Origin of the sequence: Hymenobacter actinosclerus, from assembly GCF_900111515.1 — a bacterium.
Taxonomy (GTDB): domain Bacteria; phylum Bacteroidota; class Bacteroidia; order Cytophagales; family Hymenobacteraceae; genus Hymenobacter; species Hymenobacter actinosclerus.
Window position 1 is genome coordinate 277,256 of the sequence record NZ_FOHS01000003.1, and the last position, 19,679, is coordinate 296,934.

The window sequence follows — 19,679 nt, forward strand, 5'->3', positions numbered from 1 at the left end:
CGGTTACGGTTACAAAATCCGTGAAATCCGTTAAAATCTGTGCTAATCCGTGATCCATGAACATCGGTATCGTTTGTTATCCCACTTTCGGCGGCTCGGGCGTCGTGGCCACCGAGTTGGGCAAGGCCCTGGCTCAGCGCGGGCACCGCGTCCATTTCATCACCTACAGCCAGCCGGTGCGCCTGGATTTCTTCAACGAGAACCTGTTCTACCACGAGGTCTACATTCCGCCCTATCCGCTGTTTCAGTTTCCGCCCTACGAGCTGGCGCTGGCCAGTAAGATGGTCGACATCACCCAGAACGAGAAGCTCGACGTGCTGCACGTGCACTACGCCATCCCGCACGCCTCGGCCGCCTACATGGCCAAGCAGATTCTGCTCACCCGCGGCATCCGTATTCCGGTGGTTACTACCCTGCACGGCACCGATATTACGCTCGTGGGCAAGGATGCCAGCTACGAGCCGGTGGTTACCTTCAGCATCAACCAGAGCGACGGCGTAACAGCCGTTTCGGCCGATTTGCGGCGCGAAACCTACGAGCACTTCGCCATCGAGAAGGAGATTGAGGTGATTCCCAACTTCATCAACCTGGAGCGCTTTCAGAAGCAGGCCAAAAACCATTTCAAGGCTGCCATTGCCCCCGAAGGCGAAAAGCTGCTGGTGCACACCAGCAACTTCCGCTCGGTGAAGCGGGTAGACGACGTGGTGAATATTTTTGCCGGCGTGCGCGCCCAGATGCCCGCCAAGCTGCTACTGGTCGGCGACGGCCCCGATCGGCCGCGCATCGAAAAGCTCTGCCGCGACATTGGCCTGTGCCAGGATGTACGCTTTTTGGGTAAGCTCGAAGCCGTGGAGGAAGTGCTCAGCATTGCCGATCTGTTCCTGATGCCTTCCGAGAAGGAAAGCTTCGGCCTGGCAGCTTTGGAGGCCATGGCCTGCGAGGTGCCGGTTATCAGCACCAACGCCGGCGGCATTCCCGAGCTCAACGAGCACGGCGTCACCGGCATGGTCAGCAACATTGGGGATGTAGAAGACATGGTGAAAAATGCCCTCTACATCCTCGACGACGAGAACCTGCCCCGCTTCAAGGCCGCCGCCCGCGCCCGCGCCGAAACCTTCGCCCTCGACAACATCGTGCCCCTCTACGAAGCCTGCTACCAGCGCGCCATCGATGTGGTGGCCGTGGGGGTTTGATGACCATCATTGCGAGCAAAGCACTTGAAGGAAGAACAACCGAACAAGTTGTGGCTTTTTGCAACTGATGGCAAAATGGATTTAGCTATCTGAAATAGCATTTAGACGATAGTGGACAAGAATAGGAGGCTAGAGGCTCCTCTTGAAATCGTCTCTTAGCATAAAAACGTTTCTCAGACTGAACTTGGAATAAGGACGGTTCTCTGCTTTCATCCGGAACGTGGCCGGCTCAGTACTTTAGCGGGGAATAGGCTCCATATTGGTCGTTTACGAAACTCATCTCCTTTGAGCATTTCGTAAACTTTGAATCGTAGACGAGTTTCTTAAACTCGCCCCGCCCTATTGGGGCCAACTAGCCACCAAGTACTGAGCAGCTGCGAGGTGTTCACGGAAAGGAGCCTTTAATCACTCCTAACCGTGGCTACCTTGGGCCTTTCGAATTGCCGTCCTTTCCATGCGTCGCTCCCTCTGGCTTCTTTTGCGCTTATTGCTCCTCGTGAGGTTGCCTGCGCTGCCAGTGGCGGCACAGCAACTTCCTCCGCCTCCCGATACCATCGCGGTGCCCTACCGCCTGCGCCAGGCAGATTGTGCCCTGTTTCCGGCAGCGGCCACCTTGCCGCCGGAACTGGCCAAGCTAGCGCCCTCACCCGGCCGCTTTACCCCGACCCGCCGGGACGTCCGGACCGCCGAAAAAGCCTTGCGCCGGGTCTCGCTAGCGCGGGTGAATGCCCAACTGCAACCGGCCTATTACGCGCAGTACCCCGCGCTCATCCAACAGCACTTGGCCGACTACCGGCGCCAATACTTTGGATTTGTCAATCCCGAAGGCCACCGCTGCCTCTTCCTCAATCTGTTTATTGAACAGCGAGAAGAGGTGCTGGGGAGCGTGCCGTTCTGGTTACGGCAAGCCGTCTGGACGTACGATGGGGGCAGTGCCTATTGGTCCATTTGTTACGATTTGACCACGCATTCATTCTATGATTTTCGTCACAACGACGAGGGATAAGACAGCTTGGCGGCGGAGGCCTGTGTTTGCGCAAACGGTGATTTGAGCAAACTAAATGTCCCATAAAACTTTACAAACGGTCATCTGGAAAACGTTATAAGCTCGCCCTACCTTAGAACGAGCAGTCTGAATCTCTGCCGGCTAAACGTGGTACGGCACCACTAAGGCGCAGTGCTTTGCAGGTCATTCTTGTGCTGTTCCGTCGCGCTTTAGCAAGGAGGAATTAACGCCGCTAACGGCTCTTAATATCGTACCTCCTCGTAATACCAACTCAATCCCCTTTAGAACATAGCCACCGCCTCGCGCTTTACGGCCAGGATGGCAGCGGCGGTGGGGTCGGGGAGCTCGTCGTTCATCATCGTTTCGAGGATGCGGCGGGCCAGCTCGGGGCCGCGGGTCTCGGCGGGGTTGGGCAGCTTCTGAAACTGGCTGCTGATGAGGTTGCTGATGCTGTTCTGGGCCTGCTGCACGGCGGCCCAGGTTTCGGGCTGCATATACAGTTGCTGACTGAGGTTGTGCTCCACTTCGGCCCTGATTTCCTGGAGCAGCAGCCGGTGGTAGTCGGCGGCCGGCAGGTTGGCGCTGCTCACCCGAATCAGCAGGTTCTGGGGGCTGAGGCGTTCGAGTAGCAGCGTGACGCGCTCCAGGGCTTGCAAACGAAGCGGCAGGGTGGTTTTGCTGGCTTCCAGGCGCATTTCCAGCAGGCGGCGCTGCTGCTCGCGCTCCAGAAACTGCTGAAACAGGAAGTAGATGGCGCCGGCTACAATCAGGGCGGGCAGAATGATTTTGAGCAGGTCGAAAATATACGCGGTAGTGTCCATGCGGGTAGATAGAGGAAAGAACGGGGCCCCGGAGCGGCGCTCCGGCAGCCGGCACGGCTTGGGGCCACCCGTTATGGGGCAAAGATAGGGCGTGAACCGGCGGGGCCAAGCCGTTGTTGTAGCCCCGAACGCCGGGCCTGCGCACCCTAGTGTGCCGGGCCGCCGTTGGCGGGGCCGTGCCCCGACTACCGCCGGCGTTGTATCTTTGCCTCCACTTCTCCTCAAAACGAAATCACTATGGCAACGGCCGTTTCCACCAAGCTTGCTCCGATTACCCTCACTCCCCGCGCCCTGGAGGAGGTTCGCAATATTCTCGTTGAAAAAGCGGTTCCCGGCGAATACGGCCTGCGCGTAGGCGTGCAGGGCGGCGGCTGTTCGGGCATGAGCTACCTGCTGGGCTTCGACAAGCCCAAGGAGCAGGACGAAACCTTCGACATCGACGGGGTGCTGCTCATCATGGATAAAAAGCACGCCATGTATGTGCTGGGCATGGAAGTCGACTTCCAGGACGGCCTCAACGCCCGCGGCTTCATCTTCAGCAACCCCCAGGCTAAAAGCACCTGCGGCTGCGGCTCCTCGTTCTCGGCCTAATCCCCGCTTTTTAGCTAGTTACTGGCTCTTTCCCTAAAGAGACTGATTGTAAAAAAGCAGGAGCCGCACCTGATTGGGTGTGGCTCCTGCTTTTTTACAATCAGTCTCTTCTTACTATCTATCTAGGCCACCTGAGGAACGCCGGGCAGCAGGGGTTTGGCCAGAAACGCGCGCACCTGGGCCAGGCGGTGGCGCACCTGGGCCTGCTCATAGGCGCGGGTGATGGTGGTGTCGGTGGCCTGCTCGATCAGGTCGCACTGCTTCAGCAGGCTCTGGCGGCGCGTGTAGGAGCCGGTGCGGCGGGCCACGGTTTCGAGGGCCGTGAGCTGGCGGACGAGGACGGCCACGTTATCGTCGCCGCAGCTGCGGATCTGGTCGAAGGCCAGGCGCACAAAGTCGCCGAAGTCGCGGGTGTGGGCAATAACGCGAACCTGGCCATCGGCGGCGCGCAGGGGCTGGTGCAGCGCCCGGCTGGCCAGAAACGCCAGCATGGCCCCCAGCCGGTCGATGCACATAATGGCCGTGGTAGTATCGTTGATGCCGGGCGAGAGGGCCTTGAGGGCAATGTCGACAATCTGGCGGAAGCCGAATGCCACGTCCTGCTGGTCGATGCTGCGCTGGCTGTCGATGGTGAAGTAGCCGTTGAGGCGGCGCTGCTCCTGCTCGCCGGGCGGCCGGTCGGCGGCGTAGTAAGCCACCGACAGCAGCGGCGTATCCAGGGTCACGAAGTCGCCGGGGCGGTGTTCGAGGCGGACTACCGCGTTCTGCTCACCGGCGAAATCGAGCAGCTCCTTGCTGGCCACCCCCTGCAAGTAGCCCGAGCCGGCGGCGGCCACCGGGTGCCAGCGCAGGTCGGCGGTGCGCAGGTTGTCCTCGGCCTCGGGCCCGGCTTCCTCCCCCACCTGCTTGGGGAAGATGCGCGTCATGCTCCTGATGGTTTCCTGGCCCGCCTCGGCAATAATGTTGGCCGCCTGAATGGAAGTGGCAATGTGGTGAATAAAGAAAATCAGCATCCCGATGCTTACCACCGCCATTAAGAGGGCAAACGACACGGCCAGCGGCGGGATGAAGCCGCCCTCGTCGCCGCCCCGAATTGTGCGCAGCACAATCAGGCAGTACACGAAAATGCTCACGAAAAAGCCCATCACCACCTGGTTGGCCCGGTCGCGCATGAAGTTGCGCAGGATGCGCGAGGTGTACTGCCCCGACACGGTGGCCAGGGTGGAAAGCGTGAGCGAGAAGATGAGGGCCGCCACCGTAATGGCCGAGCTGGCAATGGCCGAGAGCATGCCCCGGGCGCCATCGGCGCCGGCCCCAAACAGCAGCGGGTAGTCGGCCGTCCACTTGTTGCTGGTGCCCGCGTCGATAATAACCAGCCCGTAGGCCAGCAGCAGCGCCGCCACTACCATCAGCGTGGGCACAAACCACAGGCTGGCATTGAGGCGCAGCCACCAGGTTTTAATTCGGTTCATAGAGGGCTAGGTTTGGCTGAGTCGTCGGGCTTGGTTGGTGGGGCACCCGGCACGTTGGCCAGGGCCGACTGCGCGCCGGAGCTGGTGCTTTTGAGGGCCGTGAGGGTACCATCGTTTTCGAGCACGACGGCGGCCGTTTGCTCCAGCGCCCCGATGCCGTTCTGCCGGAGCGCCCCCAGAATTTCGCCCTCCGTGATGCGCTGCTTTTTCATGGCCGCGCGTAGCATCCGGCCCTCATACACGAGCAGGGTGGGCTCGGCCTTCACCAGTTTATCAACCGCCGTAAAGCGCACCGACAGCCAGGTAATCACGAATTGCAGGCCGATGAGCAGGGCCAGGGCCAGCAGGCCGTCGAGCAGGGGAACAGTTTTGCTCAGCAGCGTCGATGCCAGCGTCGAGCCCAGCGCCACGGTCACAATCAGGTCGAAGGCGTTCATCTTCGAGAGAGTGCGCTTGCCCGAGGCGCGCAGCATCAGCACCAGCCCGGCGTAGGCCAGCACACCTACTATCAGGAGCCGGATGATGCTGTCCCAACCAGTGAAGAAGATTTTATCCATGATTCGGGATTTGGTGCTCGTTGCTTCGTTTTTAGTGCTTCGGCAGTGCGCCTTCCCAGCTGTTGGCAACTGTCTGAAGCCGTTCGAATTAGCCTAAAGGGATAACAGAAAGCGGCAGCGACGCAATCCTTTGCGACTCTACATGGTGCCTGGTTAACGCAAACCGCTTTCTAAGCAGCCACAGCCAAGCCCGAAGCACAAAAGCGAAGCCCTAAACTAGCGGGCAGGCGGCGCGACATTAGGCGGCGAAGGGACCGGCTTCTTGGGGTCGTCGGGCGGGTCGGCGAGGGTGCCGGGCTCGGCCATGGCTACCTGCACGGGCAGGGCGGGCATTTTGGTGGGCAGGCGCAGCTCCAGAATATCGGGCGGCAGGGCGTAGCCACCGGCCATCAGAGCAATTTTCACCCGGTTCATTACCCGGCTGCGCAGCTCCAGCGTACCGCGGCGGTAATCTTCGGTGTTGGTCCAGAAATACACCTTCAGATTCACGGTGCTGGTGGCCAGCTCATCGACCACGGCAAAGGGCTCGCGCTCGGTGAGCACCTCCGATTCCTGGCGCACCTGCTCCAGAATCAGGGCAATGGCGGCGGCCACATCGTCGTCGTAGTCCACGCCCACCACAAACTCCTGGCGGATAAAGCCGTCGCGCGTGAAATTGATGAGCGGCTGCTTGAGCACAATGGCATTGGGAATGGAAATGTCGCGGCCGTCGAAGGTGCCCATTTCGGTGGTGCGCAGGTTGAGCTTGGTAATCTGCCCGAACATGTCCTGAATCTGCACCGTGTCGTTGACCCCAAACGGCCGGTTGAAGGCCAGGATGATACCGGCCAGAAAGTTCTCGGCAATGTCCTTGAAAGCAAAGCCCACCACGAAGGCCGACAGGCCCGCCGCGCCCAGAATGCCGCCCACCACGCCCGAAAAGCCCAGCACATTGAGCGCCAGCACCAGCCCCAGCAGCACCAGCACCCAGCGGCCCACCTGGGTGAGAAAGTCGGTCAGCAGCGGGTCGTCGGAGCGGACGCTGAGCTTGGCCGCCAGCCAGCTGCGCAGGCGGCTGGCGCCTATCCAGACCACGCCCATGATGACGGCCGCAATCAGCAGCCGGGGCAGCATGTAGAGAAACTGGTCCCAATACGTATGGAGCACCTGGTTGAAATCGTCGAGCATACGGTGGAGTTGTGGGGCGGTGCAGGTTGTACGGGGTTATCAGTTGCCAGTTGCTAGTTGCCGGTTGCCGGTTGCCAGTTGCCAGTTGCCGGTTGCTAGTTGCCGGTTGCTAGTTGCCGGGGCTGAAGCCCTGGGCTGGTCGGCGGACATTGTTGAGCGTTGCGTGGCCCGGGGCTGCTGGCCTGGGCCACGCAACGCCGGCAGTGGGCCGCCGGCAACTGCTGGCTGACAACTATCTTGCGGCTATGCGCCTTCCCCTTCTCACGTCCTTCCTGCTGCTGAGCGCCTTCGGGGCGCGGGCCCAGGCTTTCACACCCGCCGAGCTGGCCCGCTGGCAGCGGCAGGCCCGGCAGGTCACCATCACGCGCGACACCTGGGGCGTGCCCCACGTAAGCGGCAAAACCGACGCCGATGCCGTGTTCGGGCTGCTGTACGCGCAGTGCGAAGACGACTTTGCGCGGGTGGAGGCCAACTACCTCGACGCGCTGGGCCGTCGGGCCGAGGTGGAAGGTGAAAGCGCCCTGTACTACGACCTGCGCGCCCGCCTGTTCATGGACAGCACCCGGGCCGTGGCCGAGTACGCCCGTAGCCCTGCCTGGCTGCAACAGTTATTGCAGGCCTTCGCCGACGGCACCAACTATTACCTCGCTACCCACCCGCAAACCAAGCCGCAGCTGCTGCGCCGCTTTCAGCCCTGGATGCCGCTGCTGTTCTCGGAGGGCAGCATCGGCGGCAACGTGAGCGTGGTGCCGGTGGAGCGACTGAAGGCCTTTTACAGCCGCCAGGTGGCGCCCGGCACCGGCTGGCAGCCCCCGCAGCGGCCGCACGCTCCGGCCCGCGAAGACTTGCTCGACCGCTCGTCGCTGGGCTCCAACGGCTTTGCCATCGGGCCGCAGCTGAGCGCCAGCGGCCACCCGCTGCTGCTCATCAACCCGCACACCTCGTTCTACTTCCGGCCCGAAGTGCAGATGACCAGCCAGTCCGGCCTGAACGCTTACGGGGCCGTTACCTGGGGGCAGTTTTTCATTTATCAGGGCTTCAACGAGCACTGCGGCTGGATGCACACTTCCAGCTACGCCGACTCGATGGACGAGTACCTCGAAACCGTGGCCCAGCAGCCCGACGGCCGCTACACCTACCGCTACGGCGCCGAGCAGCGGCCGGTGCGCCAGCAGCCCGTGCGCGTAGCCTACCGCGCCGCCGATGGCCGCACCAGGTTCCGCGAGTTCACCGCCTACCACACCCAGCACGGCCCGGTGGTGGGCGAACAGGACGGCAAATGGCTGACGGTGCGCATGATGGACGCGCCGGTGGCAGCCCTGGAGCAGTCGTACCTGCGCACCAAGGCCACCGACTACGCCAGTTTCCGGGAGGTGATGAAGCTCAACGGCAACGCTTCCAATAACACCGTGTTTGCCGACAGCAAGGGCACCATTGCCTACTGGCACGGCAACTTTATGCCGAAGCGCGACCCGCAATTCGACTGGAGCCGGCCCGTGGATGGCAGCAACCCGCGCACCGACTGGCAGGGCCTGCACCCGCTGGCGGACATCGTGCAGGTGAAGAACCCGGCCAGCGGCTGGCTGCAAAACTGCAACGCCACGCCCTTCACGGTGGCCGGCCCCGGCAGCTCGCCCGCCCCGGCGGCCTACCCCGCCTACATGGCCCCCGACGCCGAAAACTACCGCGGCCTGAACGCCGTGCGCGTGCTCAGCCAGAAGGCGAAGTCGAAATTCACCGTCGATACGCTGCTGGCCGCCGCCCGCGACCCGCACCTGACGGCCTTCGACGAGCTGCTGCCGGCCCTGGCTGAGGCCTACCAGACCGTGGCCGACGGCCCCGACGCGCCCCAGGGCGACATCCGGGAGGCCATGACGCTGCTGCGGGCCTGGAACCACAACTACGCCACTACTTCGGTGGCCCAGACAGTGGCCACCTACTGGGCCGAGCGGCTGCTGCGCCTGGCCCGCCCCCGCGCCCAACCCGGCCAGCCCCTCGACCAAATGGCGCTGATTCGCTTCGCCATCCAAAGCACCACGGCCCCCGAAAAAGTAAACGCCCTCCAGGAAACCCTCGATGAGCTGACAACTTCCTTCGGCAGCTGGCGGCAGCCCTGGGGCGACATCAACCGCTTCCAGCGCCTCACCGGCCGCATCGACGAGGTGTACGACGATAAGAAACCCAGCCTGCCGGTGGCCTTCACGTCGTCGGCCTGGGGCTCGTTGGCCGCTTTCGGTTCGCGCGCCCGGGCCGGTACCCAGAAGCGCTACGGCGACGTGGGCAACAGCTTTGTGGCCGTAGTCGAGTTTGGCCCCCGCGTGAAGGCCCGCTCGGTGCTGGCCGGCGGCGTCAGCGGCCACCCCGATTCGCCGCATTTCCGCGACCAGGCCGGCCGCTACACCCAGCAGCAGTTCAAGGACGTCTGGTTCTACCCCGAAGACATCAGGCAGCACGCCGAGCGCACCTACTCGCCGGGGCAGTAAGGGTGCGTTGTGAGGGTGAAGGGGAAAGGGGAAAAGAACGTGTCATGCTGAGCGCAGCCGGAGGCGAAGTCGAAGCATCTCGCGTGCCATGCTAACTCTGTCGACTGCAACGAAGCGGTAGAGATGCTTCGACTTCGCCTCCGGCTGCGCTCAGCATGACACGTTCTTTTCCCCTTTCCCCTCCCCTGCCACCCTCCTTTCCCCACCTTCCTATGTCCCCATTCCACCGCCCTACCCTGCTGGCCCGGCTCTCCAGTGAGCCCGAGTGGGATTTGCTCGTTATCGGAGGCGGGGCTACGGGGCTGGGCGTGGCGCTGGATGGGCTGAGCCGCGGCTACCGCACGCTGCTGCTGGAGCGCGACGATTTTGCCAAGGGCACCAGCAGCCGCAGCACCAAGCTCGTGCACGGGGGCGTGCGCTACCTGGCCCAGGGCGACGTGGCGCTGGTGCGCGAGGCCCTGCACGAGCGGGGCCTGCTGCTGCAAAACGCGCCGCACCTGGTCAGCAACCAGGAGTTCATCATCCCGAACTACAGCTGGTGGGGCGGCCCGTTTTACACCATCGGCCTGAAACTGTACGACTGGCTGGCCGGCCGCCGCAGCTTCGGCGACTCGCGGCACCTGGGCCGCGCCGAAACGCTGCGCCGCCTCGGCAACCTGCGCCCGCACGGCCTGCGCGGCGGCGTGCTCTACCACGACGGCCAGTTCGACGATGCCCGCCTGGCCATCAACCTGGCCCAGACGGCCCTCGAAGCCGGCGGCACCGTACTCAACCACTGCGCCGTAACGGCCCTGCGCAAAAACGCCGCCGGCCGCCTGAGCGGCGCCCGGGCCACCGACCAGGAAACCGGCCGCACCTACGAGTTGCGGGCCAAAGTGCTAGTGAATGCCACCGGCGTGTTCGTGGATGAGGTGCTGCGCCTCGACGAGCCTGCTGCCCGCCCGCTGGTGCAGCCCAGCCAGGGCGTGCACCTAGTCGTGAGCCAGGATTTCCTGCCCGGCCCCGGCGCGCTCATGCTACCGCAAACCGACGACGGCCGGGTGCTGTTTGCCGTACCCTGGCAGGGCCGCCTGCTGCTGGGAACTACCGATACGCCCCTGTCCGCCGCCAGCCCCGAGCCCCGGGCCCAGGTGGCCGAAATCGACTTCATCCTGCGCACCGCCGGCCGCTACCTGCGCCGCGCCCCCACCCGCGCCGACGTGCTGAGCGTGTTTGCCGGGCTGCGCCCCCTGGCCGCTCCCGCCAAGGGCTCCACCAGCACCAAGGAAATCTCGCGCAGCCACAAAATTATCGTGTCTGAAAGCGGCCTGCTCACGATTACGGGCGGCAAATGGACCACTTACCGCCGTATGGGCGAGGATGCCGTGAACCGGGCCGTAGCGCTCGGCTCGCTGCCGCCCGCCCCCAGCCGCACGGCCCAACAGCCCATCCACGGCGCCCAGCCCACCCCCGACCACCACGCGCCCCTGGCCGCCTACGGCACCGACGCGCCCGCCCTGCGCCAGCTCATGCGCGAGCAGCCCGAACTGGCCGAAAAACTCGTGCTGGAATTTGCCTTCACCCGGGCCGAGGTAGTGTGGGCCGCCCGCCACGAGCTGGCCCGCACCGTGGAAGACGTGCTGGCCCGCCGGGTGCGGCTGCTGTTTCTCGATGCCCACGCCGCCATACAAGCCGCCCCTACCGTAGCCGAGCTGCTGGCCCGCGAGTTGGGCCACGATGCCACCTGGCAGCAGCAACAGGTTGCCGAATTCACGGAACTGGCCCGGGGGTACGTGCTGTAGCCAGCCGGTTCAAGTCGGCTTTCGGTGTCAGAAGATTGGCGGATGGTGGGTTGTTGGCGGGTCGACTTCCTCTAAGCCAGTTACTGCCTCCCAAAGTAACTTTCGAGTCGATAGTATATACACCGCTGTACAGACGCGACCCTTCGCGTCTCGTCGTTGCTGACATTGTTCAGTTGAACGGTCAGCATTCGACTGGCTCCCCCTCTCCTTTTTCATTCCGCGCATCAAGCGGCGTAGGGGGCCGGGGGGTGAGGCGCAACGTCAGCAACGGTAAGACGCAATAGGTGGAACATCGCCATTGAACCAACCCACCAATGTCAGCAACGACAAGACGCAAAGGGTTGCGTCTCTACAGCGGTATAGCAACCGGAAACCCGCGCTAGCTCTTCAGCTCGTGCGGGTAGCCGATTTGCTCGGCGTCGGCGGCCAGCTGGGGCCAGTCGGTGAGGTCGGGGTTCAGGGCCTGGGCGGTGGCTTGCGTGAGGGGCTCGTGCTGGTAGAAGCGGGCGACGTCGGCGGTTTCGAGGGGCTCGCGCTCGGTTTCGTCGAGGTAGTAGCCGTTGGCCCAGTCGGCGTAGGTTTCGGGGTTCTGGTCGAAAATGGCCATCAGGTCTTCCGAGCCATCGTCCTCCGCCTCATCCACTACGCCCGTCTGCCAGCCGTGGGCGGGCGTGTACCACAGGCAGAAGCTGGTGCCGATGGACTCCACCGGCTCGCCGAACATAAACTCCTCAAAGGCCGCCGGCAGGCCGCGGGTAAGCTGCTTTTTATCGGCCGGCTCGTGGCCCGAGAGGGAGCCGTTGATGCAGCAGCCTTCGGGCCGGAACAACACCAGCAACTGGTCGCCTTCGCCGTCGTTCATTTCCAGCAGCTGCTCGTCGGCGTCCCAGTGCGGGTCGTAGGTGTAGTAGCGGTATTCGGGGTCGGGCGAGTTGATGGCGTCGAGCATGGCCAAGGCCTGGCCGAGGCGTTGCAGGTCGGCGGCCGGCGGCAGGCCGGCAGGGTGATGGGTGGAAAGCATGGCGGCAGGAATCAGGAAAAAGTGGACGGCAGCGGAATGAAGCGCCGAAGATAGACTGCCAGTTTCTATATTGGCTGCTTCCTCCCCGCCAATGCAGCTCTACTCCTACTGGGCCCGCGCCACCTCCACAACGCCCGATGCCGACGGAACTCCGCTGGAACTCGTCGCCTACGCCGGCAGCGACGACAGCCCGGCAACCGCCCGCGCCCACGCCGAAGTGCTGGCCAATGAGCGGGCCCACCGGCTGCTGGCCGGGGAGGAAATCGTTGGCCAACCCGAAGATTACCCAACCGAGGGAGTCCCAATCCGCGAGCACGTGGTGCGGCGCCTGCCCGACGGCCGGGGCGGGCAGCTGGCGGCCGTCACCCGCAACCACTACGGCTGCCTGGTGCTCAGTACTGCCCGCTTCATGGTTATCGACGTGGATGACAGCGGTTTGCAGCAGGGAGAGCCCGCGGTAGCGTGGCGGGGCTTCCTGGATTTCTTTCAAAGCCTGTTCCGGCCTACGCCGCCCGCCCCCCCGCCATTGCCGCCCCGGCAGCAGCTGGAAATGCGGCTGGCGGCCTGGTTACAGCTCTACCCGGCCTGGAATTTCCGGCTCTACCGCACCCGCATGGGTTTCCGCCTGCTCGTCACGCACGAGCTGCTGGCCCCCGATTCGGCCACCGCCGGGGAGGTATTCCAGGCCATGCGCGCCGACAGAACCTACGTGCGCATGTGCCGCCGGCAACAGTGCTACCGCGCCCGCCTCACGCCCAAGCCCTGGCGCATCGGCTGGCACCGCCCGCCCTACCCCTTCCCGTTCGACACGCCCGAGCAGCAGCAGGAGCAGCAAACCTGGCAACAGGAGTACGACGCCCGCCGCCCCGGTTTCTCGGTCTGCGAGTGGCTGGGCGAGTACGGCAGCGGCCAGGTCCTGCCGGAGCTAAAACCCCTCATCCAGCTCCACGACACCGCCTGCCTGGGCAATTTGAAGCTGGCGTAGGTGAGAAGTGAGAAGTGAGAAGTGAGAAACGGTACGTCATGGCGAGGCCGAAGGCCGAGGCAGTCCGTGCGAGCAAAATATGAAGCCTTGATAAGCAAAAAGCCCCTACGTCTGTGCTGACATACGGGGCTTTGGGGTTCTCAATGGTTCTCATTTTGTCCGGCCAGATTGCTTCGGCCTCCGGCCTCGCCATGACGTACCGTTTCTCATATCTCACCTCTCATATCTCATATCTCATATCTCAATACGTCTTCGTCATATCGGCCGGCACGACCAGTACGAAATCGGCTTTCTGCTGATTATCCTTCTCCAGCTTGCCCAACTGCTCCTGCGAAACGGTGCTGATGGTCAGCACCTTCAACTGCGGGTTTTGCTGGCGCAGGTAGGCCAGGATGCCGTCGTGGTTGTCGGAGTGGTAGCTGCCGTTGAGGTGCAGCAGCAGGTGGTTGGCGGGCCGGGCCTGGTTCAGGAAAAAGGCCATGGCGGCGTCCTTGAGGGCCTGGGCCTGAATGATGTTCTGCACCCCGGCGGCGTGGGCCGCGTCGCCGCCGAACATCTTCACCATGTTCTGGTAGCCGGGTAGATCGTAATCCACCGTCAGCGGCAGCGGGGGCAGCCAGGCTTTGGTGGTGGCGCTCAGCGTATCGAGGGCGGCGAGGCTGCCTTTGGCTACCAGCGAGGCGTAGCGGCGCGGCACATTGGTGCCCACCACCCGGAATTTCTGTTTTCGCGCCAGTTGCAGCAGCGGCTGGTAGTCGGTGCCGTAGTTGGGCCAGGGGCGGCTGCCCGCCTCAAAGGCCTGGTCATCCAGCTCGCCGGTGGTGTACTGGTCCACGAGCGGCTGCACGTCGCGCTCGAACATTTCGAGGCCCAGCACCAACTGGCCCTGCTTCAGGCGCAGCAAATCCTGGGTGAGTTGCAGTTGCAGCCAGTGCGCGATGGGGTCGTTGTGCTGCTCACCGAAAAATACCACGTCGGCGGCGGCCAGCTTTCGGAGCATGGCCTCGTACCCGGTGGGTTTGCCGGCGTCCGTGAACAGGCGGTAAGCCGGCCGGTCCTGGCCCGTTGCCAAGAGGGAGCTAATGAGCAGGAATAGAAAGAGAAGCGTGCGCATCTTCCAAAGATACAAGCTCTGCGGACCTCTGCGAAACCCACTGCGCCCCTCTGCGGGAAATACCGTTGCTACGACGGGTTCCCGCAGAGGGGCGCAGTGGGTTTCGCAGAGGTCCGCAGAGCTGTTCTAGCCCTTATAAAACAGCCACTTCGACAGTTCCTTGTACGTAACTTTCTTGCCGTACATAAGCACGCCCACGCGGTATATGCGGGCCGCAATCCAGACGGTGAACACAAAACCGGCAATCAGCAGCCCGATGGAGAGGGCCAGCTGCCACACCGGCACGCCAAACGGCAGCCGGATAACCATGGCAATGGGCGAGGTGAACGGAATCATCGACATCCAGAAAGCCACCGGCCCGTCGGGGTTGCGCAGGATCACGCTCACGCCAATAATGTAGCTCAGAATCAGCGGCATGGTTATCGGGAACATGAACTGCTGGGTGTCAGTCTGGTCGTCTACGGCCGCCCCAATGGCCCCGAACAGCGCCCCATACAGCAGGTAGCCGCCCAAAAAGTAAATCACGAAGCCGAAGGCAATCATGCCCAGCGGCAGCCCGCGCAGGGCTTTAAACACGCTGAACCGCTCCGATACGGCGGCGGCCGCGTCGGGGGTGGTGGCGTTGTCGGTGCCGGCTACTTCGGCCCCACCCATTACCTTGGCGGCCCGCTCGGCACCGCCGGGATTGGCGGCAGTTTCGGTGGAAGCAGTGGCGGCCAGCTTGTCGGCAAACACCGCCGTTACGGCCGAGGTAGCACCCACCGACAAAATGCCCCAGAGCAGAAACTGGGTGAGGCCCACGGCCGCAATGCCCACAATCTTGCCCATCATCAGATCAAACGGCTTTACCGATGAAAGCATCACCTCCATAATCCGGCTCGATTTCTCCTCGCCCACGCCGCGCATAATCTGCACGCCGTACATGAAAATGAACAGGTAAATCAGCAACGCCAACGCGTAGGCAATGCCCGAGGTGGCCAGCGCATTGCTGTTTTTCTCCTTGCCGGTTTCATCGAGGTTGATGCTGGCTACGTCGATGTTGGTTTTCAGCGCATCAAGCTTTTCCTGCGACAAACCCGAGGCCCGCATCTTGTCTTCCGAAAACAGCTTGTCGAGGGCCGTTTCCACGGCCTGCTGCTTGCGGATGCTCACGTTGCCCTTGGCATAGAGCTGCACCCCCTTGGGCGCCTCCAGGCTCAGGCCAGCCGGCAGGTACAGCAGCCCGTCGTCCTCCGATTTCAGGTAGTCCTTTTTCACCGTTTCCAGCGTCCCCTGCACGGGCTTGAACTGCATCTGCTTGGTGGAAACGAGCCGGGCGCCGAGGTTCTGGCCGCTGGTATCGAGCACCTGCACCACGTCCTGGGTGTCGTTGTCGGAAGTGGCAATCTTGACGATGAAGAAGCCGAACGCAGCCACAATCAGCGGCACGAGCAGCGTCATAATCAGGAAGCTGCGCTTTTTTACCCGGGTCAGGTACTCGCGCTGGGCAATGAGCCAGAAGTTGGAAGGCATGGCTTTGAGAACGTAAGGTCTGGGAGTCTGGGATGCAATTAAAAACGGACGTCATGCAGAGCGCAGCGAAGCATCTCGCGTGCTGGCGTTGCAGCACTAACTTAACGTCAGCACGCGAGATGCTTCGCTGCGCTCTGCATGACGTTCTTTTACCGCTTTGGAAGCTACGCTGCCGGCGCTTCTTCGAGCAGCGTTTCGGGCATGGTTTCGCGCACCCGCCGGATGAAGATTTCGTTGATGCTCGGAATCAGCTCGCGGAAGGCGTGCACCTCCACGTTGCCGATGAGGTAGCGCAGCAAATCGTTGGGCGTGGTGCCGGCGTGCAGCCGGATGATGTCGTGGAAGTGGCCGTTTTCCCGCTCGTTGTGCTCCAGCACCTCAAAATCGGGGTGCATCACCATCAGCCGACCCTGGCCCTCTACCGAGTAGGTCTGAGTCCGGAAGGTGTCCTTCACGGCGCTGACGGGCCCGTCGAGCACCTTGCGCGAGCGGTTGATGAGGGCAATGTTGTCGCACATCTCCTCCACCGATTCCATGCGGTGGGTGGCCAGGATGATGGTGGCACCCTTGTCGCGCAGGGCCAGAATTTCGTCCTTGATGAGGTTGGCGTTGATGGGGTCGAAGCCCGAGAACGGCTCGTCGAGGATGATAATGCTGGGCTCGTGGAGCACGGTGGCGATGAACTGCACCTTCTGCTGCATGCCCTTGCTCAGGTCTTCCACGTTTTTTTCCACCCAGGGCGCCAGATCGAAGCGCTGCACCCAGGCCTTGATGCGCTGGGTGGCGTCGGTGCGGCTCAGGCCCTTGAGGCGGGCCAGGTACAGCAGCTGCTCGCCCACTTTCATCTTCTTGTACAGCCCCCGCTCCTCGGGCAGGTAACCGATTTCGGCAATGTGCTTCGGGGCCAGCTTCTCGCCCCGGATGCGGATTTCGCCCGCGTCGGCGCCGGTTATCTGGGTGATGATGCGGATGAGCGAGGTTTTGCCGGCGCCGTTGGGCCCGAGCAGCCCGTAAATGCTCCGGTCCGGAATTGCCAGGCTCACATCATTCAGGGCGACGTGCTCGCCATAGACTTTGCGCACGTTCAGGGCTTCGAGGGCTGGTTGCATTGATATTGAGCTGTTGGCTAGTAGCTGTTAGCATTGTGTTCCGAAGACAGCAATTCCCGGCCACGTACTAAGGGCGTTGCCTTTGACCGGAAGCTTAAATGTAGCGTTTTCTGAATTCTTAGTTGGACGATTTTCAACCAACCGGCCGCCTCAGTCCCGCAACTCGCGCAGGGCCGCTTCCAGCTGGTCGAGGTGCTGGCCATAAAGGCGCTGCAAATACCAATGGGTAAATCTTCGCGTCAGGAAGTAGGCACACAGGCCAGTAAATGCAAAGACCAACAGCAAAATGCTCATGCTCAGCAGCAGCTTCTGACCCTCAAGTTTCTGGGCGATGCGTCCGCCAATAAATAGGAGTCCAATTCCCAGCGATATGGGCAACGACCACATAGTTGCCCGAAAGTAAAGAGCAACCAAGCCGCGCAGGCTGGTAAGGCGCTGCTGTACTATGTCGAGCAGGGCACCGCTGGCATCACTCAAACTATACAGCAACGCCAGCTTATACCGAAAGTATAAGCCACTAAGCAGGCACATAATGGCCATCCAAGCGGCCATAGTCAGGTAATAAGCATCGTTAGAGACTATTGCAGCCGCTATGCACCCGGCAAAAATCAACACGACCATTCCAATTTCCATCCAGGCATTACGCCGCATCCTACCAACCGGGTTAGCGGAGTTGCGCGCCAGTAATAGGGCTAAACCGGCAGCATCGTGCGCATCGGCGGTGTCGGAAGCAGTTTGCGCCTGCCACTTACCACGTAAGTCATCGAGTTCCATCAGGCGGGTTGGGTTAGAAGTTGGCGAAGCTTTTCCTGCACGCGGTGCATTTTCACGCGCACATTGTTTGGGGTGATGCCGAGGATGCCGGCCATTTCGGCATAAGTTTTCTCTTCGAGATAAAGCAGCACAAAGGCTTTTTCGACGTCGGAGAGACGGGCAATAGCCCGGTAGAGCTCGGCCAGGTCGTCGGGGTCAGGACCTTCGGGCGGGGGCGCGGGAACCTCGGGCAGGCCGTCGGCGGGGCCGGGCAGGCGGGCGGCGGCCGGGTGGCGGGTGCGGCGGCGCAGGTCGGAGATGGCCACGTTCAGGGCCACCCGGTAGAGCCAGGTGCCTACCTGCACCTCGGGCCGGGCCTCGTAGCGCGGCCACGCCCGCCACAGCTGCAGCACGATTTCCTGGTACAAGTCCTGGCGGTCGTCGGCGTCGGGGCAGTACAAGCGCGCCACCCGCCGCAGCCGGGGCTGGTGGACGTTGAGCATTTCCAGGAATTCCGGCGCAAGCGGGGCAGATGCCATCAGGATAACATTTGCAGCATATATCGGCCGTTTCCGGCAAGCATTACAGAAGCAGGATAATTTATTTCCCTGCCAGATAACGTACCGTCGTAGCAACCAAGCGGCCTGATCCGTCAAAAGTGGCAACCGGTCGGCAAAACAGGCCGAAATTCATATCAGCAGTATGGCAAACCAAAACAAGCTGAACTGAAAACGCCCGCCTCCCTTTTGGGAAGCGGGCGTTTTCAATTCAGCTTGTATCAGGTCCGCGCTAATCCGCGTTCCTACTGAAAATACTCCTTCACTTTTTCGAAGAAGCCTTTGTCGTTTTTGCCGGGGCTGGGCATGAAGTTGCGGGAGTCGCGCAGCTTTTCGAGCAACTCGCGCTCCTCGCCGCTCACGCTTTTAGGCGTCCAGACGTTGAGGTGAATAAGTTGGTCGCCGCGGCCGTAGCCGTTGATGTCCTTGATGCCCTTGCCGCGCAGACGCAGGATTTTGCCCGGCTGGGTGCCCGGCTCCACCTTTATTTTCACCTTGCCTTCGATGGTCGGCACCTCGATGTTGGAGCCCAGCGCGGCATCCACAAATGAGATGTACTGCTCGAACATGATGTTGTTGCCCTCGCGGCGCAGCAGCTCGTGTGGCTCCTCCTCAATCTGGATGAGCAGGTCGCCGGGCACGCCGCCGCGCTCGGGGAAGTTGCCCTTGCCGGTCATGCTCAGCTGCATGCCCTCGGCCACGCCGGCCGGAATGTTGATGGGAATGACCTCCTCATGCAGCTGGCGGCCGTCGCCCTTGCACACGTCGCAAGTGCTGGTGACTACCTTGCCCTCGCCCTCGCAGGTGGGGCAGGTGCTGGCGCTCACCATCTGGCCGAGCATGGTGTTCACCACGCGCTTCACCTGGCCCTGGCCCTGGCAGGTCTGGCAGGTTTTCAGGTCGGTGCCGTTTTTGGCGCCGGTGCCCGAGCAGGGCTCGCAGGCCACGTAGCGCTTCACTTTTATCTTTTTCTCGACGCCATTAGCGACTTCCTCCAGATCGAGCTTGAGCTTGATGCGCAGGTTGGAGCCCTTGCGCACGCGCCGTCCGCCCTGCTGGCCCCGGCCGCCGCCGAAGAAGCTCTCGAAGCCCCCGCCGCCGAAAATATCGCCGAACTGGCTGAAGATGTCCTCCATGTTCTGGGCGCCGCCCCCGCCGCCGCCCATGCCGGCGTGGCCGTGGCGGTCGTAGCGGGCGCGCTTCTGCTCGTCGCTGAGTACCTCGTAGGCCTCGGCGGCTTCCTTGAACTTGTCCTCGGCCGTGGGGTCGTCGGGGTTTTTATCGGGATGGTACTTGATGGCCACCTTGCGGTAGGCCTTCTTAATCTCGTCGCCCGCCGCGTTTTTGGCCACGCTCAGCACCTCGTAATAATCTCGCTTGGTTGCCATAGTTGTTAGGCTGTTAGCTGACAGCTACTAGCTGTTAGCTTTTGTTCTGCTTTTTGTCTTCGACTGATGATTAAATCGAAAGCGGCATGTAGTTGTCCGGAGCGACTACTCGCTCTTGTTGCGCTCAGGCGCGGTGTTTGGTCAAACGGCACGAAAGCTAACAGCTAAA

17 protein-coding genes are annotated in these 19,679 nt (G+C 62.4%); 6 read left to right on the top strand and 11 right to left on the bottom strand.

Annotated features, from left to right (window positions below; translation table 11 throughout):
- The first annotated feature begins 56 nt into the window (after positions 1 to 56).
- Together bshA and BMY67_RS12780 are read left to right on the top strand one after the other, a co-directional pair.
- Complete coding sequence (gene bshA, locus BMY67_RS12775; RefSeq protein WP_092772166.1) at positions 57 to 1,193, top strand: N-acetyl-alpha-D-glucosaminyl L-malate synthase BshA; 1,137 nt, start codon at positions 57 to 59, stop codon at positions 1,191 to 1,193.
- A 454-nt stretch (positions 1,194 to 1,647) separates the two neighbouring features.
- Entirely contained in the window at positions 1,648 to 2,199 is a 552-nt protein-coding gene (locus tag BMY67_RS12780) for a hypothetical protein (protein ID WP_092772168.1), read from the top strand.
- Positions 2,200 to 2,480: 281 nt separating this feature from the next.
- Here the strand turns inward: BMY67_RS12780 and BMY67_RS12785 are convergent, their stop codons facing one another.
- Complete coding sequence (locus tag BMY67_RS12785; RefSeq protein WP_092772170.1) at positions 2,481 to 3,020, bottom strand: DUF7935 family protein; 540 nt, start codon at positions 3,018 to 3,020, stop codon at positions 2,481 to 2,483.
- Positions 3,021 to 3,257: 237 nt separating this feature from the next.
- On the opposite strand from BMY67_RS12785, the gene BMY67_RS12790 reads away from it, so the two are divergent.
- Positions 3,258 to 3,611, top strand: a complete 354-nt coding sequence (locus BMY67_RS12790) for a HesB/IscA family protein (RefSeq protein WP_092772172.1) — start codon at positions 3,258 to 3,260, stop codon at positions 3,609 to 3,611.
- Between the two features lie 122 nt (positions 3,612 to 3,733).
- On the opposite strand, the gene BMY67_RS12795 is transcribed toward BMY67_RS12790, so the two are convergent.
- The 3 genes from BMY67_RS12795 to BMY67_RS12805 form a co-directional block, all read right to left on the bottom strand.
- Positions 3,734 to 5,083: a DUF2254 domain-containing protein gene (locus BMY67_RS12795; protein WP_092772174.1), complete on the bottom strand. Its 1,350-nt coding sequence runs from the start codon at positions 5,081 to 5,083 to the stop codon at positions 3,734 to 3,736.
- Positions 5,080 to 5,640, bottom strand: a complete 561-nt coding sequence (locus BMY67_RS12800; RefSeq protein WP_092772176.1) for a DUF421 domain-containing protein — start codon at positions 5,638 to 5,640, stop codon at positions 5,080 to 5,082. Before BMY67_RS12800 ends, BMY67_RS12795 begins: the two co-directional genes overlap by 4 nt.
- A gap of 216 nt (positions 5,641 to 5,856) precedes the next feature.
- The gene (locus BMY67_RS12805; RefSeq protein ID WP_092772178.1) at positions 5,857 to 6,807 is read right to left on the bottom strand and encodes a mechanosensitive ion channel family protein; all 951 of its coding nucleotides are present in this window, start codon (positions 6,805 to 6,807) and stop codon (positions 5,857 to 5,859) included.
- 245 nt (positions 6,808 to 7,052) lie between these two features.
- On the opposite strand from BMY67_RS12805, the gene BMY67_RS12810 reads away from it, so the two are divergent.
- Positions 7,053 to 9,290, top strand: coding sequence for a penicillin acylase family protein (locus tag BMY67_RS12810; RefSeq protein WP_092772180.1), 2,238 nt, complete (start codon positions 7,053 to 7,055; stop codon positions 9,288 to 9,290).
- Between the two features lie 212 nt (positions 9,291 to 9,502).
- On the top strand, positions 9,503 to 11,071 hold the full coding sequence (locus BMY67_RS12815) for a glycerol-3-phosphate dehydrogenase/oxidase (RefSeq protein WP_092772182.1): 1,569 nt from the start codon (positions 9,503 to 9,505) through the stop codon (positions 11,069 to 11,071).
- A gap of 379 nt (positions 11,072 to 11,450) precedes the next feature.
- Here the strand turns inward: BMY67_RS12815 and BMY67_RS12820 are convergent, their stop codons facing one another.
- Entirely contained in the window at positions 11,451 to 12,092 is a 642-nt protein-coding gene (locus tag BMY67_RS12820; RefSeq protein WP_092772184.1) for a hypothetical protein, read from the bottom strand.
- A gap of 91 nt (positions 12,093 to 12,183) precedes the next feature.
- Between BMY67_RS12820 and BMY67_RS12825 the strand changes: the two genes are divergently transcribed.
- On the top strand, positions 12,184 to 13,077 hold the full coding sequence (locus BMY67_RS12825) for a hypothetical protein (RefSeq protein ID WP_092772187.1): 894 nt from the start codon (positions 12,184 to 12,186) through the stop codon (positions 13,075 to 13,077).
- Positions 13,078 to 13,318: 241 nt separating this feature from the next.
- Here the strand turns inward: BMY67_RS12825 and BMY67_RS12830 are convergent, their stop codons facing one another.
- The 6 genes from BMY67_RS12830 to dnaJ all read right to left on the bottom strand — a co-directional run bounded on the left by BMY67_RS12830 (position 13,319) and on the right by dnaJ (position 19,510).
- Positions 13,319 to 14,191, bottom strand: a complete 873-nt coding sequence (locus BMY67_RS12830; protein ID WP_092772189.1) for a ChaN family lipoprotein — start codon at positions 14,189 to 14,191, stop codon at positions 13,319 to 13,321.
- Between the two features lie 126 nt (positions 14,192 to 14,317).
- A complete protein-coding gene (locus BMY67_RS12835) occupies positions 14,318 to 15,703 on the bottom strand; it encodes an ABC transporter permease (RefSeq protein WP_092772191.1) in 1,386 nt (461 codons plus the stop codon).
- Positions 15,704 to 15,867: 164 nt separating this feature from the next.
- Positions 15,868 to 16,812: an ABC transporter ATP-binding protein gene (locus BMY67_RS12840; protein WP_092772193.1), complete on the bottom strand. Its 945-nt coding sequence runs from the start codon at positions 16,810 to 16,812 to the stop codon at positions 15,868 to 15,870.
- A 150-nt stretch (positions 16,813 to 16,962) separates the two neighbouring features.
- The gene (locus tag BMY67_RS12845; protein WP_092772195.1) at positions 16,963 to 17,586 is read right to left on the bottom strand and encodes a hypothetical protein; all 624 of its coding nucleotides are present in this window, start codon (positions 17,584 to 17,586) and stop codon (positions 16,963 to 16,965) included.
- Entirely contained in the window at positions 17,586 to 18,068 is a 483-nt protein-coding gene (locus tag BMY67_RS12850; protein WP_245745040.1) for an RNA polymerase sigma factor, read from the bottom strand. The genes BMY67_RS12845 and BMY67_RS12850 overlap by 1 nt, the downstream gene beginning before the upstream one ends.
- Positions 18,069 to 18,367: 299 nt before the next feature.
- Positions 18,368 to 19,510: a molecular chaperone DnaJ gene (gene dnaJ / locus BMY67_RS12855; RefSeq protein WP_092772199.1), complete on the bottom strand. Its 1,143-nt coding sequence runs from the start codon at positions 19,508 to 19,510 to the stop codon at positions 18,368 to 18,370.
- Positions 19,511 to 19,679: the final 169 nt, after the last annotated feature.